This is a genomic window from Occallatibacter sp. (genome assembly GCF_049582745.1).
Classification (GTDB): Bacteria; Acidobacteriota; Terriglobia; order Terriglobales; family Acidobacteriaceae; genus Telmatobacter.
This window is the reverse complement of record NZ_JBAUUO010000034.1, coordinates 1-21834: the sequence shown is the minus strand read 5'-3', so window position 1 is coordinate 21834 and position 21834 is coordinate 1. Positions and strand designations below refer to the sequence as shown.

General features: G+C 58.7%; 14 protein-coding genes and 1 tRNA gene. 6 read left to right on the top strand and 9 right to left on the bottom strand.

What is annotated here, in order from left to right; all coding sequences use genetic code 11:
- Window positions 1-32: 32 nt before the first annotated feature.
- The 3 genes from WCA10_RS04325 to WCA10_RS04315 are packed head-to-tail and all read right to left on the bottom strand — an operon-like array spanning window position 33 to window position 4077.
- Window positions 33-1121: a phosphotransferase enzyme family protein gene (locus WCA10_RS04325; protein ID WP_472821266.1), complete on the bottom strand. Its 1089-nt coding sequence runs from the start codon at window positions 1119-1121 to the stop codon at window positions 33-35.
- A complete protein-coding gene (locus WCA10_RS04320) occupies window positions 1118-2026 on the bottom strand; it encodes a nucleotidyltransferase family protein (RefSeq protein ID WP_472821265.1) in 909 nt (302 codons plus the stop codon). Before WCA10_RS04320 ends, WCA10_RS04325 begins: the two co-directional genes overlap by 4 nt.
- Before the next feature lie 11 nt (window positions 2027-2037).
- Window positions 2038-4077 (bottom strand): alpha-galactosidase, encoded by a 2040-nt coding sequence (locus tag WCA10_RS04315; RefSeq protein WP_472821264.1) that lies wholly within the window; start codon window positions 4075-4077, stop codon window positions 2038-2040.
- Window positions 4078-4432: 355 nt separating this feature from the next.
- On the opposite strand from WCA10_RS04315, the gene pal reads away from it, so the two are divergent.
- Entirely contained in the window at window positions 4433-5167 is a 735-nt protein-coding gene (pal, locus tag WCA10_RS04310) for a peptidoglycan-associated lipoprotein Pal (protein WP_472821263.1), read from the top strand.
- A gap of 207 nt (window positions 5168-5374) precedes the next feature.
- Window positions 5375-6334: a tetratricopeptide repeat protein gene (locus WCA10_RS04305; RefSeq protein ID WP_472821262.1), complete on the top strand. Its 960-nt coding sequence runs from the start codon at window positions 5375-5377 to the stop codon at window positions 6332-6334.
- Between the two features lie 86 nt (window positions 6335-6420).
- Here WCA10_RS04305 and WCA10_RS04300 read toward each other — a convergent pair whose 3' ends face one another.
- The 3 genes from WCA10_RS04300 to WCA10_RS04290 form a co-directional block, all read right to left on the bottom strand.
- A complete protein-coding gene (locus tag WCA10_RS04300) occupies window positions 6421-7470 on the bottom strand; it encodes a 2-oxoacid:ferredoxin oxidoreductase subunit beta (protein ID WP_472821261.1) in 1050 nt (349 codons plus the stop codon).
- 2 nt (window positions 7471-7472) lie between these two features.
- Window positions 7473-9314, bottom strand: a complete 1842-nt coding sequence (locus tag WCA10_RS04295; RefSeq protein WP_472821260.1) for a 2-oxoacid:acceptor oxidoreductase subunit alpha — start codon at window positions 9312-9314, stop codon at window positions 7473-7475.
- 328 nt (window positions 9315-9642) lie between these two features.
- Window positions 9643-11004, bottom strand: a complete 1362-nt coding sequence (locus tag WCA10_RS04290) for an MATE family efflux transporter (protein WP_472821259.1) — start codon at window positions 11002-11004, stop codon at window positions 9643-9645.
- A gap of 160 nt (window positions 11005-11164) precedes the next feature.
- Between WCA10_RS04290 and WCA10_RS04285 the strand changes: the two genes are divergently transcribed.
- The gene (locus tag WCA10_RS04285; RefSeq protein WP_472821258.1) at window positions 11165-12040 is read left to right on the top strand and encodes a hypothetical protein; all 876 of its coding nucleotides are present in this window, start codon (window positions 11165-11167) and stop codon (window positions 12038-12040) included.
- Here the strand turns inward: WCA10_RS04285 and WCA10_RS04280 are convergent.
- Window positions 12015-15440 (bottom strand): family 78 glycoside hydrolase catalytic domain, encoded by a 3426-nt coding sequence (locus WCA10_RS04280; protein ID WP_472821257.1) that lies wholly within the window; start codon window positions 15438-15440, stop codon window positions 12015-12017. The genes WCA10_RS04285 and WCA10_RS04280 overlap by 26 nt on opposite strands.
- 500 nt (window positions 15441-15940) lie before the next feature.
- Here WCA10_RS04280 and WCA10_RS04275 point away from each other — a divergent pair, with 500 nt between their 5' ends.
- Window positions 15941-16378: a hypothetical protein gene (locus WCA10_RS04275; protein WP_472821256.1), complete on the top strand. Its 438-nt coding sequence runs from the start codon at window positions 15941-15943 to the stop codon at window positions 16376-16378.
- 20 nt (window positions 16379-16398) lie between these two features.
- Window positions 16399-17814 carry a type ISP restriction/modification enzyme gene (locus tag WCA10_RS04270; RefSeq protein ID WP_472821255.1) on the top strand — a complete coding sequence of 472 codons (1416 nt, stop codon included), beginning with the start codon at window positions 16399-16401 and terminating at the stop codon, window positions 17812-17814.
- Window positions 17815-18398: 584 nt separating this feature from the next.
- On the opposite strand, the gene galA is transcribed toward WCA10_RS04270, so the two are convergent.
- Window positions 18399-20918, bottom strand: coding sequence for a beta-galactosidase GalA (gene galA, locus WCA10_RS04265; protein WP_472821254.1), 2520 nt, complete (start codon window positions 20916-20918; stop codon window positions 18399-18401).
- 247 nt (window positions 20919-21165) lie between these two features.
- Here galA and WCA10_RS04260 point away from each other — a divergent pair.
- Window positions 21166-21255 (top strand) — tRNA-Ser (locus WCA10_RS04260).
- A 389-nt stretch (window positions 21256-21644) separates the two neighbouring features.
- Here WCA10_RS04260 and WCA10_RS04255 read toward each other — a convergent pair.
- Window positions 21645-21834, bottom strand: a 190-nt coding sequence (locus WCA10_RS04255) for a hypothetical protein (protein WP_472821253.1), incomplete at its 5' end; no start/stop codon positions are given.

The window sequence follows — 21834 nt, the reverse complement described above, 5'->3', positions numbered from 1 at the left end:
TGGAAAGATCCCCGGCTTCATCCTAATCGAAACTACGCAAGGGCACGCAGCAGGCACATCATCTCGTCCTCCTGCTGCTCGATCGACTCCAGCAGTTTGAACTGCGTGCGGCATCGATCCAGATTCTGTTCCGGCCGACTGACCTTGTAATAAGTGTCGCCCGCGAGATAGTCCGCCAGGAAGCGAATTCCCTGCTCGAAGACGATGACCTTCGCGCCGGCAATCAACGATGTGCGCTCCGGCGCCGTTAAGAAGCTCCCTGCCCCATCGAGAAAGCCTCGCAGCACCGCGTCGAACAAGTCGAAATCCATCGCCACACGCGAAGGATCTCGTTCATCCTCGGCCGCCGGACATGTCATGGTACGCACCATGTCGCCAAAATCGTACGCCGCCAGCCCCGGCATCACCGTATCGAGATCGATCACGCAGATGCCCTCGCCGGTCTCATCATCCAGGAGCACGTTATTCAGTTTCGTATCATTGTGCGTCACCCGCTCCGGCAATCCCGCACCGAGCAGCGCCATCGCCAGCGTCTTGCGCGCCATCGCAAACGCAATCTCGCCCTGCACCGCCTCGCAACGCCCAGCCGCATCTGCAGCTACCGCCCGCTCAAACGCGGAAAATCTCTTCGCGGTGTTGTGAAAATCCGGGATGCTCTCGTGCAGCCGCGGCGCCGGCAAATCCGCAAGCAGCCGCTGAAACTCACCGAACGCTTTCGCCGCCTCGAAAGCCTGTCTCGGCGAGCTTACTGAATCGAACGTACGTGCTTGCTCAATAAACCGATATGCGCGCCAATACCGGTCCTCCGCATCCACATGCCAGCCGGCGCCGTCTCGCGTTGAAACGAGTTGCAGCACACGCCTGCCAACATCCGCTTCACCTGCGAGGCGAGATCGCAGGTGATCGGTAACGCGCGCAATGTTCTCCATCACCGCGACTGGATTCTTGAAGATTGTCGTGTTCATGTGCTGCAGGATGATCTGCTCTTCCCGATCGGCGTCGTCAAACGTCACACAATACGTATCGTGAATATGCCCGCTCCCGTACGGCTTTGCGCTGCGAAATCTCCCCTGGACTTCGAACCCGCGCGCGATCGCGACGAGGCTGAGCAAGTCGATCATCGCCACAGCCTGTGCGGATAGGCCCCCTGCTCGATCAGTCGGCCGACACTCAGCACCACGCGCGGATGGTCTTCGCGATACGTCACGCCAAACCACGCGTCGCACGAGCGCAGTACTTTCACCCGCGCCTGGCCCGCCTGGATCAGCGTATTCACCGAGCTCGGAAGGTAGCACTCGGCCTTCAGATCGTCCCCATGGCGCTTCAGAAAGCGTTGAAAGTGTTCGTAGAGTTGAGGAAACACCGCGGGCGTAAAGCCCCACATGTTCATGCTGGCCATTTCACCGCCGGTCAATACTGTCTCCTGCCCCTCGGCGTCAATGTTGGTGATGCGCGGACCTTCGCGTTCAATCGACTTCAATTCTGTAATGTCCTTCAGGTAGCCGTCGTCCGTTACGTGGCATACCCCGCGCGCCACCGTGCCAAACTCCGAGAGCGTATTGCGCAAAACAAATCCCACCATCGCGTAGTCCGGCGTGCCAGACAGCAGATGCTGCGCCAGCAGCCGATAGCTGCTCGCGCCGTAGAAATCATCCGCATTGATCACGCCAAATGGTTCATGCATCGCGTTGGCAGCCATCAAGATTGCGTGCGTTGTACCCCACGGCTTGGTACGGCCGTCTGGCAGCGAGAATCCGGGGATGAGCTTGCCGGCCTCTTGAAATACGTACTCCACGGGAACCCGCTTCTCGAAGCGAGATCCGATCTTCTCTTTGAAAGCCTTTTCGATCTCCTTGCGAATCACAAATACAACTTTTCCAAACCCCGCACGACGGGCGTCGAAGATCGAGTAATCCATGATCGTTTCGTCGTCTGGACCCACGGGATCCAGTTGTTTCAATCCACCGTAGCGGCTGCCCATTCCGGCGGCCAGCACAAGCAGCGTAGGCGTAATCATGGCATCCATCCTTCGTTCTCTCAGCGGTGCGCACTCTGAGCAGGCAGGATGTCGAGCGTGAGTACCTGAAACGCGGCGAGGTGGAACTCATGTGCCTCTTCGGCACCAAGCACAATCGCCGGGCGCCCGGCATCGTCTTTCCAAGGGCTCCGAGCACTATACACCCTCCGGGCGTCCGGCGGCAGTTCAAACGCATCCTGCAACCGCAGCCGGATCGTCTGTTCGCGATCGCTCGGGTTGCGCAGCACCAGGATCCCCTTGCGCGGCGTCCACGAAGCCCATCCGTACACCTCGAGCCACGCCGGATCGCCGCCCACCCAGTGCGTGTCCTTCAGCACATCGGCATTGTCGCGCGACCACTTCGCCGCCTCCGCCAGGTCATCCCAGTTCTGCGCGGTCAGCAGCGAAGGAGTGATGTACATCTCCTGCAACTGGGTTCCAGTGCCGAAGTACGAACGCACCTCATTGCGAAAATCATTTCCCGGGTCCTTGTCCAGATCGCGATGGTGCTGCGCATAGATCATGCCGTGCAGCATCAGCGAATTCAGTGGATACAACGGGCCCATCTGCACCACGCGCTCGTAAGTCTCGGCATCGCGATACGTAATCCAGCGCTCGCGATAGGTGCCCACACCCGCGGTCGAATCATCCTCGCCGCCGCGCCAGATGGAATCCGCGTGCATCACCCAAAACGGCGAAGGCCACGTCCCCGTGGTCAGGTTGACGAACAGATCAGGCTTGGCTGCGCGCAATTCGCCGATTAAATGAATCATCGCCGAAAAATCGCTGTCGAACCGGCTCCCCGGAAACACCGAATCCACATTCCCCGTCCCATCGAACTTGAACTGGTTCACGCCATACTTCTCCACCATCTCCAGCGCCACATCGCGAAACGCCGCATAATATTTGGGCCCCGAGAGCGCGTAACCCCCGCCTACAATCTCGTACCCGGCGCTTTTGCCAAAGGCAATCCGCTCCTGCTTCGGCTTGGAATAGCCGCCCCACGGCGACATCCACACGCCCGGATCGGCGCCATATTTTTCCGCGGCCTGCTTGAGCGGCGTGAATCCATCCGGAAAACCGCTGTTGAATTTCCAGAGCGAATCGTGTTTATCCCATCCATCGTCAAAGAGAAACGAATCGAGCTTCACGCCGCGCTTCTCACTCAGTTCGCGTCCGAAAGCATGGATGCGATCGACCGCGTCCGTCGCACCGTACGGCGTAAAGTAGCCAAGATCGTACCAGCTGTTGTAGTGCAGAAACGTCCGATAGGGATGCGCCCGCTCGCGATCAAGATACACCAGAAAATCGCGCCGCATTTGCCCTTCGCGCGCCACGCCTATCACCGACGAATACGTCACGGCCTGCCCTGCGCGCAACGGCAGCTCGCGCTCGATCCACGCTGTCGCTCGATCTCCCCTTACCTTGCTCCGTGAAAGCGGATGCTCAAAACCGACGAACAGATTCCCCGTCACAATTGGCGAGCCATTGACCGAGCCCACCACGCGTGCACCGGGCAAAGATAAATCAATCAACTGCACGCGGCTGATCGCCAAATCTTTCTCACCCGCAGCCGCAATCGTCACAAGCTGCCGGAGGTAGTGGGAACCCTGCAGCAGCACGATCGACCAGTCCACATGCACAAGGCCATCGCTGCTCTCCATTGCAAGATCGACCGATTCACCGGGAAGCGTCGCAGCAATGCGCGGAGCAGACGGCGTCGGCGTGATATGCGTGATCTTTGCATCGCCCGCGAGTTTCAGATTCGAAGCATCCAGAATCGTTCCATTGTTCAGCAGTATCCGGAACGGCTCATCCACGCGGATGTCTGTCCCGTGCATCTGATCGCGCACGACCAGCCCGCTCAACGCGTCCTTCGCCACCGACCACCGTGCGCCGATCACCGCATTTCCGAGCGAAAAGCTGTCACCCTGCCGATGCAGCGTTACTGGATCTTCCGTTCTCCCCGCGCCCTGCTCCGCCATCGCCGATGCGGCCACCAGCGCAATCAACACTCCGCAAAATTTCGCGCCAAAAAATCGATGATTACGGAGGTACATGGTGGTCTCCAGATTCTGGTTTCAGGACTCCCCATTTCAGCTGCCTCTCCAAAACTACCGAACGCAAAATTGGCTGGCTGAGTCGAATCTCCTGGAAGCTGATATTAAATCACTTAGCACAACCTGTACGGGCTGACGCCTGCGCATTTGCCGAATCCACCTCAACGATCTCCCAGGCGCAGTTCGATCGAATCCCGGATCGGGCGGACGGCCGGTCCGGATCGTTCCAAATCGAGGTCCCGAACCTTTCCAAATAACAGCCGCGATGCGCACCAATGATGTTTTCACCTCCGCGCGGGTCTAAAATGGAGAAGTGATTAGAGTACGCAAATAAACTTGCGGAAGGAGTTACGAATTGAAACGTTGCACTCGCATTCTGGTTCCTGCATTGCTTGTGGCTTTGGTTGCCGTAGCTGGCTGTAAGAAGAAGACCCCGCCACCTGCGCCGTATACTGCGCCTCCGGTAGCCGCCCCGGCTCCTACCGCACACATTACTGCGGAGCCCAGCGCTATTTCGGCCGGCGACCAGGTGACCCTGACCTGGAAGACCACCGACGCTACTAGCGTCTCGATTGACGGCATCGGCGATGTCCCAACCTCCGGCGTCAAAACCGTTACGCCGACCGCCTCCACCAATTATCACCTTGTGGCGAAGGGCGAGGGTGGAACGGCCGATGACACTGCAAGGGTCACGGTGTCGACTCCGCCACCCGTGCAGCAACCCACAAACACGATGTCCGCCGAAGAAGAGTTCAAAGCCAACATGCAGGACATCTTCTTTGACTACGACGCATACGACGTTCGCCCCGATGCGCAGACCACGTTGTCAAAGGACGCCGCTTATCTGAACAGCCATCCGAATATTCGGATCGTCATTGGCGGCTACTGCGACGAGCGCGGCTCAAACGAATACAACATCGGCCTCGGGCAGAATCGTGCCGATGCCGCGAAGACCGCGCTTGTGACGGCCGGCGTTTCAGCCAGCCGCATTCGCGTCATCAGCTACGGTAAGGAAAAGCCCTTCTGCACCGAATCCACGGAAGCTTGCTGGCAGCAAAATCGTCGGGCCGGGTTCTCGATGGACCAATAGTGCTTGAGCTAGCATCAATCCTCTCGGGCGGCATCCAATCAAGATCGGTGCCGCCCGGCGTTTTGAATTCCCGAGATCTTCTCGACAGGTCTGCACCATTGAAGCAGTCATTCAGGCAGCGCGGAAAGCACCGCTTCCCGTCTAATGAATTTGGGGCCTTCCCGGTCAACTTGATCCGGGCGCAAAACTCCATCATGTAGGTGATCGATGCTTAAGGGATGTACATTTCGTCGTCGTTTTGTGGCGGCAGCAGTTCTGGCCGCGGTGCTTGCCCTGGCCCCTGTGCGTGCGCATGCCACATCAAAGGACATCATCCAGTTGCAAACGCAGGTGCAGCAGCTGCTGGATATGGTGCAGCGCTTGCAATCCACCCTCGACACTCGCTTCGGCGTCTTGCAGCACCTGGTGGAGCAGACCGCCGACTCGGCCAACCAGATGACCCAGACGGTCACCACTCTGCAGCAGAAACTCAACCAGCAGAACGACGCCTTGAGTGGCAAAATCGACACGGCGTCCGGACAGGTTCAGTCTCTGAATGATTCTGTCGACGAATTGAAGACCCGCATTGCCAAGCTCGACAAATCGATCTCGGATCTCCAGAGCCAGTTGCAGAACATCCAGAGCGCGCCGCCAGCGGGGACACAACCGACACAGGGCGCAATGCCCGGTGGCGCGCCCGTCAACGATAGCGGAGCAGGCCCGGGCGGTGCACCGGGATCGCCTGGGCAACCAATACCCAATGTTGCGGCCGCTGCCAGCACGAATCCTCCTCTGCACCAGACTTTCGAGGCGGCACTTCGCGACTTCAACGCCGCCAAGTACAGCGTAGCTTCGGGCGAATTTCAGGACGTGATCCACTACTATCCGATGGATGAACTCGCCGGCAGTTCTCAGTACTATCTCGGCGAAATCGCCTACCGCCAGGGTGACTATAGCGCCGCAATCAATGCCTACAACGCGGTTCTCGAAACCTTCACCGGAAACCCGAAGGCCCCGGCGGCTCAACTGCACAAGGGCTTTGCGCTTATCCAGCAGGGTAAGCGGGAGTCGGGCATCCACGAGCTCCGCCTGCTGATCGCGCGACACCCACAGACGCCTGAGGCCTCCCAGGCCAAGGCCAAGCTCACCTCCATGGGTATCCACAGCACCGCTGCCGCCCAGCGCTAGGGCCAGAACGCGACACCCTCATCTCCAGAGAGAAAAAGCCCCGCATTTCGCGGGGCTTTTTCTGTTCACTGCACACTGTCCACTGTTCACTGTAAGTTCGCCATCAGCGCGTCCAGAGCCGACTTCGGCGGCCGGGTTACCGACTCCGGCAGCGTCGCCAGCGGCTCATCCACCATGTTCAGCAAATCGGCGAATGTGGGCTTCTCCGTGTTGATGTAGAAGACGCCGGTGAGCACTTCGTGATTCTCCTCGGCTTGCATCAGCGTGCGCACTGCGTTGGCCTTGTCGGTCGGATCGTAGTCTTCGTGCAGCTTGCGCAGGCGCATGGTCGAGCCGTCGTGCAGCTCGACTTCGTAAACTTGACCCGAATCGTAGTCCACAGCGATGTCGTCAAAGCTGGCTACAAAACCAATATCGTTTATAGGTTCGTCGTTTTCCTGCATGAACTTGTAGCTCTTCGTCGAACCCTCGTGATCATTGAAAGTCACGCAGGGGCTGATCACATCGAGCATCACGGTGCCTCGGTGCGCGATCGCAGCTTTCAGCATGGCGAGCAGCTGCTTCTTGTCGCCCGAGAACGAGCGGCCCACAAAGGTCGCCCCCAGTTGAATGGCAAGAGCGCAGGTGTCGATGGCGGGCAGATCGTTGATCACGCCGGTCTTCAGCTTTGAGCCGATATCCGCCGTCGCCGAGAACTGTCCCTTCGTCAATCCATACACGCCGTTGTCTTCAATGATGTAAATCATGTTGATGTTGCGGCGCATCAGGTGAACGAACTGGCCGATGCCGATGGAGGCCGTGTCCCCGTCGCCCGAGACGCCAAGCATCCTCATCTGCCGGTTGGCGAGAATCGCGCCGGTAGAGACGGATGGCATGCGGCCGTGGACGCTGTTGAAGCTGTGTGAACGCGCCATGAAGTAGGCCGGGCTCTTCGACGAGCAGCCAATGCCGCTCATCTTCATCACCCGCTCCGGCTCCACACCCATTTCGAACATGGCGTCGATGATGCGCTCTGAGATTGCGTTGTGGCCGCAGCCGGCGCAGAGCGTCGACTTGCCGCCTCGATATTCAAGTACCGGAAGCCCGATGTGATTGACCTTGGGGCCTGAAGTTGGACTTGGTGTTTGGGTAGCCATCGTTACAGGCCCTCCTTGGTTGCAAACTCTTCTGTAATTGTGCGGGCATCGATGGGCAGCCCGTTGTAATGGAGGATGCTGCGCAGCTTGACGACCTGGTCGGCCGGCAAGTCGAGCTTCAGCAGGCTCGCAAGTTGTGCGTCGCGATTCTGCTCCACCACATATACGCGCTCATGTGCCGCAACAAAGTCGAGAATCTCGTGCGCGAAGGGATACGCGCGGATGCGCAGGTAATCCACATCCTTGCCGTGTTCCTTCTTGATCTGGTCCAGGCTCTCGCGCAGTGCGAAGTCCGTGGTGCCAAAAGCAACGAAGCCCACGCGCGAGGTTCCGTCTTTCACCGCGATAGGCGCCGGAACCAGCTTGCGCGCATTCTCAAACTTGCGCGACAACCGCTCCATGACCGCCTGGTACTCGTCCGGCTTTTCCGTGTAACTCGCCGCATCGTTGTGTCCCGAGCCGCGCGTAAAGTAGGCCGCCTTGGGATGCATCGTGCCGGGAAGCGTACGCCAGCCAATCCCATCGCCATCCACATCCCTGTAGCGCGCAAAACCGCCTAGCCTGTCCAGATCTTCCTTGGTCAGTACCTTGCCGCGATCGAGAGGCTTCTCAGGATACGCGAACGGCTCCGACATCCAGTTGTTCATGCCCAGGTCAAGATCCGACAGCACAAACACCGGCGTCTGCAAACGTTCGGCAAGGTTAAATGCCTCCATGCTCAGCTCGAAGCACTCCTTCACCGAACCCGGCAGCAGAACAATGTGTTTCGTATCGCCGTGCGACAGGAATGCCGTGGACAACAGATCCGATTGCTGCGTGCGCGTTGGCATGCCCGTCGACGGGCCCGTGCGTTGCACGTCGAAAATCACGCCCGGAATCTCGGCGTAGTAGCCCAGACCGGCAAATTCTCCCATCAGCGAAATCCCCGGCCCCGAGGTCGAGGTCATCGACCGCGCTCCGGCCCAGCCCGCGCCCAGCACCATGCCGATAGCTGCCAGCTCGTCTTCGGCCTGCACCACGGCAAACGTCGCTCTGCCTTCTGGCGTTACCCGGAACTTCTTCAGCAGATCGGTCGTCGCTTCCACCAGCGAGGTCGAAGGCGTAATTGGGTACCACGCCACCACCGTCACACCCGCAAACACCGCGCCCATGCCGCACGCCGCGTTACCGTCGATGATGATTTTGCCGGCCGTCTGGTTCATCCGCTCCAGCATGAACGGATCCTGCTTCACCAGCTTCTGCTCTGCATACTCGAATCCGGCTTTCACCGCGCCGAAGTTCAGGTCGAACACTTTCTGCTTCTTGGCGAACTGCTTCCTTACGCTGTTCTCAACCTCACCGATATCGATCGACAGCAGTTGCGCCACCACGCCCACGTACACCATGTTCTTGACCAGCTTGCGCAGCTTCGCCTCGGTGCAAACGGCCGCCGTGATCTTGTCGAACGGAACCGGATAGCAGACAACGTCGTCGCGATACTGCTTCAGGTTCGCATTCTCTTCGTAGATCGCCACGCCGCCCGCTGGCAGCGCTTCAATGTCGCTCTTCGCGGTCTCGGGGTTCAGAGCCACCAGGAACTCCGCATCGCGCGTGCGGGCCACATACCCGTCCTTGCTGGCGCGTATCGTGAACCAGGTGGGAAGTCCGGCGATGTTCGAAGGAAACAGATTCTTCCCGCTCACGGGAATTCCCATTCCAAAGATGCTCTTCAGCAGTACGCTATTGGCGGATTGCGAGCCGGACCCGTTCACCGTTGCTACGTTGATGCTGAAATCGTTGACAACACGCTTTTGCGCGCCGATCACGCCCTGTTCTTGACCCAGAGCCAGGTCTCCAGTCGCCATTTGGCGGGATTCCCTTCAGATGAATTTCCACGCGTCTCGAGGCCGTTCATTTCTCCGCGTCAGGCCGTTTGAGATCGTTGCAACCTTGCGGTCGCGAAAACCACCAAACCTTGGCTTCGGAGTACGGGTTCCTGAAAGAACGCGCTGGATAGCGACAAACTTCGCTCAATGGTGATTATAGTCACTTGACAGGGGCATCGTACCGCTTCCAGACACGCCACTTTGTACCGTAAGTACCTTTCGCAGCAACGTCTGTTCGTCTCTCTGGAATTGTCGATCAAAGCGTTGTGATTCGAATAACTCACGCGTCTTTATCAACCTGTTAACCCTATATTTTTGAAGGCGCCAGCGCCACCCGCGCCGCATCCCGATTCCACCGCGCAAGCAGCGTCAACGAAATCACAATCAGCGACAGCGTCAGCCCGATCCACATCCCGTAGATGCCCCACTTCAGCACGAAACAGAGAATGAACCCGAGCGGCAACCCCATCACCCAGTAGCCAACCAGGTTGGCCACCATCGGCACACGCGTCTCGCCCAATCCGCGCAAGGCGCCGGTCGAAACGGTCTGGATTCCGTCGAAAATCTGAAACGCCGCCGCGATCCACAACAGGCTCGGCCCCACCGCCAGCACCCGCGCATCGTGCGTGTAGAGAAAAATCAGCGGCCGCGGCGCCACCAGGAACACGATGCCTGCACACACCATGAATCCCGTACCCAGCGCAAGCGCCAACCATCCAGCCCTTCGCGCGCGCGCCGGATCGCCTGCGCCAATCGCGTGCCCCACGCTCACGGCCGCAGCCGCGCCAATCCCCAGCGGCACCATGTACGACACGCTCGCATAATTCAGCGCAATGGTGTGCGCGGCCAGCGCCACCGGTGTCAGATAGCCCGCCGCAAACGTGCTCAGGTTCCACGCGCCGATCTCCAGCAGAATCTGCCCTGCCGCCGGCGCGCCAATCCGCACCAGCTTCCGTAGCCGATCCAGTTCCGGTCCCGCCCAATGCTCAAACAACGGATGCCCTCGACTGCGTTCATATCTCCACGCGAACGAAAGCATGGCCACCGCCATACCCACACGCGCAACGCACGTCGAGATCGCCGATCCATTCACGCCCAGCGCCGGAAACCCCAGCTTGCCGTAAATCAGCACCCAGTTGCCCGCCCAGTTCAGCAGATTCCCCACAACATAGGTGATCGTGATAACGCGCACCTGCCCCACGCCCTGCAGATAGCGTCGCGTGCCGCCGTACAGCAGCAGCGGCAGCGTCCCCCAGCTGAGAATCCGCAGATAACCGCCCGACAAGCTCGCCACTTCTGGAATCACACCGAAGCGCGTAAACCCGTAGCTGAGCCCGATCAGCAGAATCATGATCGGCGGCGTCACGATGCACGCGAGATACACGCCCTGCGCCAGCCACCTGTGACACTCGTCATGATCGCGCCGCCCGTACGCCTGCGACACCAGCGTGTCCAGCCCCAGCAGCAACCCGATCCCGAACAGCGACGGCGTGTAATAAACCGCATTCCCCAACGCAACCGCGCCAATCGCCACCGGCCCCAGCCGCCCCACCATGATGTTGTCCACAACGCCCTGCGCCACCCAGCCCAACTCACTGAGCACAACCGGAACCGCCAGCGCAATCATCGCTGCAAGCTCCGCTCTCCACATGGCACGCGTGGTTCTCATCTGTCTAATCTATAGGGAACCCCGTCGCGTCCGGGTGCCCCATTCATGCGCGCTCTTTGCGCATGAGTGGGAGTGCGGACGGTCCTCAACACCGGGTGCCCCATTCATGCGCGCTCTTTGCGCATGAGTGGGATACGATCACAACGAGTTGAATGAACCTGTGATAAGCGATTTCCACAAACTCGTCACGCACCTTGAAGCCGACTCATCGCTCTTCGAACACGATCAGTTGCGGATGCGCATCGAAACCCTCGATGCACTCGATGCATGCCTCGGAGACCCGGACGCGGAGACCCCTCTTGCCGCGGTTGATCGCACCGGCATATTCGATCGAGCGAAAGCTCTTCGCGCAAAACTCGAATCCACCAACGCCGCGATCTACAACTCCATCCGCAACCAGATCCAGCGAGGCGACCCACCCTTGCAATTACGGCACTGGATCGACCGCTGCGCCGACAACGCAAAAACCACAAACCCCGGCCTCGCCTACGACGTTCTCGACGAGTTGATCAGCGGCGTTCTTGAAGCGCGCGAACCCGACATCGCACCACTGCGCCCGCCACCCGAGATGGTCTTCTACCAGCCCACGCCCGCGCGCCACATCTTTCAGTTCATCCGGCTCAGCGCGCTCTCTGAGTCCGACACGCTCGTCGACCTCGGCTCCGGACTGGGCCACGTCCCCATACTCGCCTCGATCCTCACCGGCGTCCAAGCCATCGGAATCGAAGCTGAGCAGGCATATGTGGATAGCGCCCGCGAATGCGCCCGCGGCCTGCATCTCGACCACATCACATTCTTCCACCAGAATGCAACCGATGCGAATCTCTCCGGCGGCACAGTCTTCTATCTCTACACGCCCTTCACCGGCAACACCTTAAAGACGGTCCTGCGGAAGCTCCACAACGAGAGCGAACATCGATCCATCACCATCTGTACCCTCGGCCCCTGCACGCTGACCGTAGCAAAGGAGCCATGGCTCACCGCAAGCGCGATCCCCGACCCAAACCAGATCACAATCTTCCGCTCCCGCCCTTAACGAGCGCACCACGCGTTGTCCCTGGTCCAGTTGTCCCTTTGTCCCCTGTCCCTTTGTCCCTGTTCCCTGTCCTCACAAACCGGTAGCTCCCCGCCTCCAACTCAAATCCCCCCTCCACCCTCTTCGCCAGCGGACTCTCGCTCAACCGCGCGCCATCCAGCGTCCACCGTGCCGCTTCATCGGCTTTCAGTTCGAGCCGCCCCGTCGTATTCGCGGGCAGCGTCACATTCCAGTCCACGCTCTTTCCCTTCACCGTCCAGTCAGATTCGATCTCCCCATACGACGATGCGTACTCAAACTTCAGCGGAGACAGTCGCGCGTCAAACACCGGGTGCAGCACAACCGTGTGGAACCCCGCATCCAGCGGCGACGCATCCACCCCCGCCGCATAGCGGTAAATCCAGTCCGCCACCGCGCCGTATGCGTAATGGTTATACGAGTTCATCTGCGGATCGCCCATCATCTTGTCGCCGTTCCACCGCTCCCACGTCGTCGTCGCCCCATGATCGATCTGATATCCCCACGACGGCATTCCCGTATTCAGCAGCACATCGTAAGCCAGCTTTGTGTGCCCGGTCTTCGTCAATTCCTCCAGCACATACGGAGTGCCCACAAATCCCGTGCCCAGCAGCCCGTGATTCTCCTCGATCTTCTTTACCAGCCGCGCAGCGGCCTGTGCGCGCAGACTCTCCGGCACCAGGTTCATGTGCAGGGCAAGCACGTAGCTGGTCTGCGTATCTCCACCCTTCGCCTTGGAATCTGGATTGTCGATATCCCCAAACGGCGATGGGCTGTTATCCGCTCCTGGAATATACGCACCCGCTTTTACAAACTTCTTTTCGAATGCGTCGCGAATCTTCTCTTCGAGTTGCGTGTAATGCTGCTCCGCCTCCGTACGCCCCGTTGCGTGCCCCATCTCGCGCATCATGTTCACGTCGTAGGCCCAGTACGCCGTCGCAACCAGGTCCTCCTGCGTGCGCCCTTCAAGCGAGAGCCAATCCCCAAACGGAATCCCCGAATCGTTGTGCCAGATTCCGTCGGGATTGCGCGCGTCGATCGCATCCACATACTTCCGCATCGCCTGCCAGTTCTGGTCGATCACGCTCGTGTCCCCCGTCTGCAGCCACGACGTCCACGGAATAATCACCCCCGCATCGCTCCACGCCGCCGCCACCCCAGGCGAAACCTTCGCCGTTCCCGGCGCATAGATTCCGTAGTACGGTGTTCCCACCTGCGTACCGCGCAGATCGGCCGCGAACTTGCGCGTGAACGAGGCCAGCGCCGCGTTGTACGACGCCGCCCGCCAGAACACCTGCGCATCCGCCGCCCATCCCAGCCGCTCATCCCGCTGCGGACAATCCGTCGGCAGCCCCACAAAATTCGACCTCTGCCCCCACAGAATATTGCTCCACAGCTTGTTGATCATGGCGTTGCCGGTCTCGAGCTTCGCCGTGAACGGCACATCGGTATGCATCACCAGTGCCGAAACATCCTTCAGCGCCGGCGCACTCTTCAACCCCGTAATCTCGATGTAGCGAAATCCATGGAACGTAAACTGTGGCATCAATTCGTCCGGCCCCGCCCCTTGATCATTCTTCCCGCTCAGAAGAAAATGATCCGTGGCCTTCGCTGTGCGCAGATTCTCCGTGTACAGCGTCCCATCCGGATTGAGCGCCTCACCCACGCGCACCTGCACATCGGTGCCTGCGGGACCCGCCGACACAATTTTCTCCACGCCCGCTAAGTTCTGCCCAAAGTCGTAGATAAATACGCCGGGCTTCGGCGTGGTCATCTTCAACGCGGTCATCTCCTTCTCCACCCGGATCGGCGGAAACGACTGCGCCTCGATCCTGATCTCCTTCGGATGGACTACCTCGACCTGCCCCCACTTCAGAGAAATCGCGTTGATTGTAAGTCCTTCAGTGATCGCCCTCTCCATTGGATCCTGCGCCCGCGACAGATCCTGCGTCTCCCCGTCATACAACTCGGAGCGCTCAATATACGAAGTCTGCGACTGCCAGCTCGCATCCGTCGCGACCCACTGCACGCTTCCGTCTTCATACTCGACGCGCAACTGCGCTCGCAGTGCAGGCGGCGTATTGCCATAATTGTTCGGCTGCTGCAGCCACTCCAATGACGTCGAATACCATCCTGGCGCCAGCAGGGCCCTCATCACATTGCCCCCGCTCTTCACCAGATCCGTTACGTCATACGTCTGGTACAGCATCTTCTCGCGGTAATCCGTCCACCCCGGCGCCAGCCAGTCTCTCCCCACGCGCTTGCCGTTCAGAAACAGCTCATACGTTCCCAGCGCCGTCGCATACAAACGCGCAGACTTGATCGTTTGTCCTGCGTCAAAAAACTTCCGCAAAGCCTTCACGCTGTCCGGAATCCACGGTTGCAACACCGGTTGCTCCTCCTGCCCCTTCGCCTGCTCCCACGCCGCCGCATCCTTCCACGCGGCATCATCAAACTCACTTTTCTGCCAGTCGCCAGCCGGCTCGATCGCGCTCTTCCACGTTCCATCGCTCCCAAACTCCGCCGCTCTTCCATCCTTATAGAGCAGCACCACCGTCGCAATCATCGGCGGCGCATCCTTCCGCTTACTCTCGCCATACTTGTCGATGTAGTGCACGCTCTCGATTGCAATCGAGTTCTGTCCCTCCTGCACTCGCTCCGTCACATCCGCACGCACAAACTTCTTCCACGGCAAATGGTGATACGGCGGAAACGGAGCCGCATTCAACACCCGCTGCCCATTCACCCAGGCTGAAACCGTGTCCTCCGCCGTCGCAAACAGAATCGCCTGCTGCACCGGCTTGTCAATCTTCAAACCTGTTCGATAAGCAAACTTCTGCTCGCTGCTCGGCTTCCCGCTGCCCGGCGCAACATCAGGATTCGCAATCCACACCGACGGCGCCTTCCGCGCCGCTGCCTCTTCCGCCGTCTCCCACCCGATCCAATCAGCACGCCAGGCACTCTGATTAAGTAGTCCTGTCTCCCACGATTCCGCCGCGCTCGCGGGATACTCCTTGCCGTCGGCATTCCACAGTTCCACCCGCCACCAGTACCGCGTACTCGGCTTCACCGCCGGCCCCGCATACTTCACGTTGAGCGACTGTGCGGACGCGACCTTGCCGCTGTCCCACACATCCGCTTCGCCGTCCGTCAGCAAGTCCGCCCGTGTCGCCACCAGCACGCGATACGCCGTCTGCCGTGCCCCCCGCACCGCATCGTTAAGCTGCCACGAAAACCTCGGTGTCGCATCGTCAATCCCCAGCGGCCGCGTCAGGTTATCCACCTGCAAGTTCACCGGCCCAGTTGGAGCCGTTGCTTCGCTATGCGCGATCAAATTCCCCGCTGCAAAAACCACCACACCCACCAAGCTCATTCCACGCATGCGTTCTCGCCCCCTGAATCTCATGAACCGACAAGTATATGGGTTAGCCGGCGGAGTTCACACGCGTCAATTTCACGGCTGCTCCTCACACAGAACTCGCGCAGAACCCGCGTCTACATCTCCAACGCATCCATCAATCGAAAATTTGCCCTGCGCGCGTGCGTCGTCTATCACCGCACTACTGCGGACGATATAAAAGCCGTTGTGTTGGAAGTAGTCGCCGCCGCCGGTGAACTCGCAGCATAAAAAACTTTCGGCGGTTGCGTCTTCAAATGCCAACCAGCCACAACCCGAGGGTGCCCCATTCATGACGCGGCTACATCGCGCCATGAGTGGGATGCCACGAACCCCAATCAACCAACTGTCATCCCGAGCGCAGCCGAGGGATCTGCGGTTGCCCTGCCGATACCTATCCCAGGCTATTACCGTTCGAATCCCCGAATCAGCTTTCCGCCTACGTGCGATGACTCCGCCGCGCTATCCTTGTTCTTGAGACACGAATGTCCACATTGAACCTCAAACCGGCCAACGCGCCGGTCCGGGTCTACTACGCAACCCTCCAGAAATTCGCCAGGGGCCGCTTCGACAACGAAGGTAACATCCGCGGAGCCTTCGAGGACCTGCTCAAAAAGTGCGCCCGCCAATTCGACTGGACCCTTGTCCCCGAGTACCAGGTCGCCCGAACGGGCCAAAGCCCTATCCGCATCGACGCCGCCCTTCTCGACGCCTTCAACCTCCCGCGCGGCTATTGGGAAGCCAAAGACGAAAAAGACTCGCTCATGGAGGAAATGGAAAAGAAGTTCCGCGCCGGATACCCGCGCTCCAACATCCTCTTCCAGCGCCCCACTGAGGCTCTCCTCTTTCAGGACGGCCGCATCGCCTTCCACGACTCCATTGAAGACCCGCAAAAGCTCGTCGACTGCGGAAGCATCTCCTGAGTGACTTTTCGAAGATTTACGTGCTGGATTTGGGCGGAAACGTACGACTCAATCCAAAACTCTCAGGGACCACCCACAACGTCTTCGGAATTCAAGTCGGCGTGTCCATTACGATGCTCATACGTCACGAGGGAAACGACACAAACGCACCAGCGACAGTCATGTATGCACGAACGCCCGAAGCGTGGCGCAAAGAGAAGAAGTACGTACAACTCGATCAATGGAGCCAAGGTTCTGCAGTGCCCTGGAAAGTTCTCTTACCTGACAAAAAAACCAATTGGCTGACGGACGGAATGGAGAGAGTATTCGACTCGTTCACACCGATGGCATCAGCGAAGGCTTCAGAGTCGGTATTCTCGCAATACAGCCTGGGCGTCTCGACGAACAGAGATTCGGTCGTCTATGACTTTCGAAAAGACGCGCTTGTAATTAAGGTGAAGGAGTTTATCGAGGAGTTTAAGGGCGAGTTAGACCGCTACCTGCAAAGCGGAAAGCCCAAAGATACTGACTCCTTTGTTGACTACACCTCGATTCAGTGGAGCCGGAATCTTAAAACACATCTTCACACAGGCGACTATCCCGCGTTCAATGAGTCCTCAATCCGGACTGCGCTGTACCGACCTTTCTCAAAGAGGAGTCTCTACCTGCAAGATGTTCTTGTTGACGAGCCTTCCCGCACCGGTGGATACGCCTCCCCAGAAAATCCAATCATCGCAGTCACTTCGCCGGGATCTGATAAGCCCTTCATGGCGATTGCATCTGAATGTACGCTCGATCTGCACACCGTCGGTCCAGGCGCAGGGTCTCAGTGCTTTCCCTTTTATATTCAAGATGAACAAGGAAACTTCCGCGAAAACATCACCGATTGGTCACTCGCTGAGTTCCGCACCCACTACGGCCAGAAATCCATTACGAAGTGGGACATCTTCCACTACACTTACGCCCTGCTCCACCACCCCGAGTACCGCACTCGCTACGCCGCCAACCTCAAGCGCGAACTGCCCCGCATCCCCTTCGCTCCCGATTTTGCTCAATACGCCCGCATCGGCGCGGAGCTGATGAAGCTCCATATTGAATACGAAAGCCAGCCCGAGTACCCGCTCCAGCGGACAGAAACCGGCAAACTCCACTGGCGCGTCGAAAAGATGGTTCTCTCCAAAGACAAGACCCAACTCCGCTACAACAGCTTTCTCACCCTCGGCGGCATCCCGCCCGAGGTCTTCGAGTACCGCCTCGGCAACCGCAGCGCCCTCGAATGGGTCATCGATCAGTACCGCGTCTCCACTGACAAGCGCTCCGGCATCGTCAACGACCCCAACCGCGCAGACGATCCCGAATACATCGTCCGCCTCATCGGTCAGGTCGCCGTTGTCAGCCTTGAAACCGTCCGCCTCGTCCGCGAACTAGCCGCCCTCCCGCTCCTCCCACCAATCTAGAAATTAGAGGTGTCATTCTGAGTGAACGGGGCCCCAAACGTTTTTCCGTTTGGGGGTGGTGAGTGAAGAACCTGCTTCTTTGTCTTTCCTGGCTCCAGAACGCAACACGGCCCGTAGGGCCGGCCGAATTGCAGAAATTCGTCGTCAAGCCGTTCATCCCTTTATTTCCGCCTAACCCCCTCAGAACAAACGGCAAATAAATCTTGTGCTTTTGCAGGTTATTTCGCCGATTAGCCTACCCTGAATCTATGCGGTGATCTCGAAGGGAATACGATGACCATCTCATCGCAATCGCATGGGCCGCGAAGCGCTAAATGGAACACATGAAAACGGCGAAGCGCTCAACAAAGGCCGTAAGTCCCATGCCGAGAGATATTTGCAGTCTAACTCTAACCATAAGAGTTATTTGCCGCCGCGCTCTATCCATAACACGTTCAGGATCAGTGCCTTTCGAGCAAATGCGGGTGGGGGGAGGGGGAGGGGTAACACGCAACCGAACAGTTGCATATCCGGCAACGGGCCACAAGATGACCCCGTTCCCGGTCCCCCCTCGTCCCTGGTCGCCTAGTCCCTGATCCCTGCAACTAGGTCACCGCCGGACGCAACTCCGCCTGCTTCGTCCGGATCGTGATCGTTGCAGACGTTAGTTCGGGGCCGCCCCAGCCATCCTTGTGCGCTTCAATCTGGATCTCGCCGGGTTCCTTCGTCGCCTGCACGATCACCTGCGCGAGTCCGTTGAAGAGCGAGCGCTTCGGCGCCTTGTCGCTCTCCTGGCAGTTGGGATCGCCATTGCCAACGCCGATCAACGCGCCATTGCCCGTGATCTTGAACCCGATGTGATTGTCCGCAATCGGAACCAGGCGGCCTTCCTTGTCGAGGCCCTCAACCTTGATCACCGCAACGTCTTCGCCATCGGCATTGATCTCGCTGCGATCGGCCGTCAGTTTGATCGTCGCTGTCGGACCGGTCGTCTCGCGCTTGTCGCTGAGCACAACCTTGCCCTCTCTACTGCCGCGCGCTTCGATCGCGCCCGGCTCGTAGCGCACCTTCCACTCCACGTGGCCGAGATGCGGAACTTTCTGGCTGCCGGCACTCTTGCCGTTCACGAACAGTTCCACCTCGTCGAGGTTCGAGTAAACCCAAACTGGAATCTCGTCGCCTTCGCGTCCTTCCCAATTCCAGTGCGGAAACAGATGCACCACCGGATCCTTGCCCCACCACGCTTTGTAGTAGTAGAAGTTGTCCTTCGGAAAACCGCACATGTCCACAATGCCGAACTGGGAGTTGATCGAAGGCCATCCATAAGGCGTTGGCTCGCCGCGATAGTCGAAGCCCGTCCACGCAAAGCCGCCCGCTTCCCATTCGCGCGTCCCGTAAAACTTCCACCACTCCTCCGCGGTCTCGCCCCACGGCACCACGCCGTCATAAGAATTCACTGTATTTCTCAAAGGACCAGAACTGTACACGCCCCGAGTTCCGATCGCACTCGAAGTCTCCGACCCATAGATAGGCCGGTCAGGATGCTCCTTGTGGTATTCCTCCGGCAGCTTCAGGTTGTAATTGAATCCGAGAATATCCAGCGCATCCGAAACTCCCTGTTTATTATTTCCATTCACCGCGGCCGACACAACGCGCGTCGGATCGAGTTCGTGGCACAGCCGCACCATATCGGCACCGATGCGCTCTCCCTGCTCGGCCATCGGCCCCTGCATCTGGCCCTCCTCGTTGCCAACCGACCACATGATGATCGAAGGAGAATTTCGATAGCGCTTCACCATCGTTTCCAGTTGCGCCATCCCCTCGGGATTCGCACTCATCTGCCGCGTTTCGCACATCATCATCACGCCCATGCGATCGCATGCTTCCACCCACTCAGGCGTCGGCATATTGTGCGAAGTGCGCACGGCATTGCCCCCCATCTCGCGCAACACGGCGAGCCGGAACCATTGCAGCGCATCGGGAACTGCCGCGCCGACGCCCGCATGATCCTGGTGATTGCAGGTCCCCTGAATCTTCACGGACTTGCCGTTCAGGAAGAAGCCTTTGTCGGCCGTGAACATCGCGGTGCGCACACCAAAGCTCATGCGCTCGGCATCGCGCGCCTTGCCCGCAGACTCGACGGTAACGATCGCCTGATAGAGGTTGGGCGCTTCAACCGACCAAAGCTCGGGATTAGTCAGCTTCACTGTGCCCGTGAACGTGGCCGAACCGTCGACCGCGATCGATTGCACCGGCGCTTCGGCCGTAGTTACGGGCTTTCCCGCGCGATCGAGAATCTGCCACCTCACCCTGGCGGATTCCGCCTGTTTGCCTTCGTTCTGCACCTTGGTCCCGAGCGTAAGCGTTGCCGAATTCCCAGCCAGCTCAGACCGGACATAGCTCTCCCACTTACCCAGGTTCAGCGCGTCGGTCTTCGTAAGCCACACATGACGATAGATGCCGGCGCCCTCATAGAACCATCCGTCTCCAAAGCTCGCATCCACGCGAGCAACGATGTAATTCTTCTTTCCATAAGCCAGAAAGTCCGTAAGATCGAATCGAAACGGAGCGTATCCATTGTCGTTGCGGCCGATGAAGCACCCGTTCACAAACACAAGAACATCACGAAAAGCACCGTCGAACTCGATCCAGATGCGACGGCCAACGTCAGTCGCCGGAATATCAAATACCCGCCGGTACCAGCCGACGCTCGTCTCGGGATAACGCCGTCCGAGCGGTTTGAAGCCGTGCGAAGCAAGTTCATTGTCGCGAACAAACGGCAGTTCCACGGCCCAGTCGTGCGGCAAGTTCAAAGCGCGCCATTTCGAATCGTCGAACTTCGCCTTCGCAAATTCGAAATCTCCTGTCTTTGCGAAATCTCCCTGCCCGAAACCGAAACCGAGGTCCTTTGCCGGATCGGCGCCATTGCCGAAAGTAAACCTCCAGCCCGCGTCAAAGAGCAGGTGCTCGCGCGGTGCGACCGCGGACAGGGCCTCCGCAGACGCAGCACCGGGGTAGCCCGACATCATTGCGGCGGCTCGTCCCCACGCCGACCGCGCCAACAGAGAAGAAGCAGAAAGTGCCATACCGGAATGAAGCAGGTCGCGCCGAGTGATGCGGGGCATTCGAAGATCCTCTTCGGGTTCGCGCCATAAGCATCGGCGCGAACAATGCGGAAATATAAATGAGGCGGTCATGAAAGTAAACGATTTCAGATTCTCGGCCCAAATAGCCGAATTGAAGGCTTCGGCGTGTCGCCGTACACAAAATGCGAAGGATGCAGTGTGATAAATTCAAAACCGGCACCAAAACCGGCTCCAGGGGAAAAACCAGCACCGAGCGCATGATGTAAGTGATTGATTTATAAGTATCGGAGAGATGGCCGAGTGGCTGAAGGCGCACGCTTGGAAAGCGTGTTTAGGGGAAACTCTAACGTGGGTTCGAATCCCACTCTCTCCGCCATCCCCCCCAATAAATATAACTCCACATCGCTCCATATTCCTCCTGCGCCTCTACTCTTTCCTATTGATTATATTTGGTTTATAGCCGGTTCTCCCTCTACATCCCTAAGCATGACTCCACTACCATCCTGCCTCATCTGGTGGTATTTCTGGTGGTACCCAGCCTATTAAGAGTAAAAATAGCTGGTGGTATCTCGAATCTGATGGCTGAACCCACGTCAGTAATCTCTTCACATCTCCGCTAGTCAAATTAGCTCTAATCGTCGGCCATGTGTACCAAATGTGTGCCGCTTTCCTTGTTTTTGGAGGAAGCATGGCTCGCAAGGATGGTCAGATCATCCAGCTCTTTCATCAGGACTCGCATGCCTGGAAGGCATCCGATTTAGGCGACTACCCGCTCGGCGGCTGGGCAAGCCTGGCAACAAGTTTCTGTGTCACTTGTCCGAGCAGCCGGTTTGAACGAAGTCGCTGACGCGACGGACTGAGAGTTGTGGCTAGTTCAGCGAGGCACGCCGGGTTAGGGTGAGAGGTCATAGGGAGGAGGTTCCTATGACCCCACTTCACCAGCGCATGCTGCACG